At 37.0% G+C, this 270-nt stretch carries 1 protein-coding gene; it reads right to left on the bottom strand.

What is annotated here, in order from left to right; translation table 11 throughout:
• Nucleotides 1–269, bottom strand: a 269-nt coding sequence (locus ACWA1B_RS22735; RefSeq protein ID WP_456910893.1) for a hypothetical protein, incomplete at its 3' end; no start/stop codon positions are given.
• Between the last annotated feature and the right edge of the window lies 1 nt (nt 270).

A 270-nucleotide genomic window follows, 5' to 3' on the forward strand; every position in this document is an offset into this window, starting at 1 on the left:
GGATCCTGAGCGCTTCTTTCCCATTCTAAAGCCGAAAAATTAGTTTCGGTTAAACCAATAATGGTGGTTTTTCCTCTGTCTGCGGCTTTTGCCAAATGAAAACCTCTGTAAAATTCATCAGAAAAGCGTTTGGCCAGAGGTGTGTTTTTGTCAGCAAAAGCATTGTTCCAATCGTTTAAAACAATCGAGACCAAAGTATCATTCGTAGTATTATGATACGTAATATCTTGTTTAATATTTAGTGTTTTTAGCTCAAGATTTACCGCCACT

It is taken from the genome of Flavobacterium xizangense (assembly GCF_054075145.1).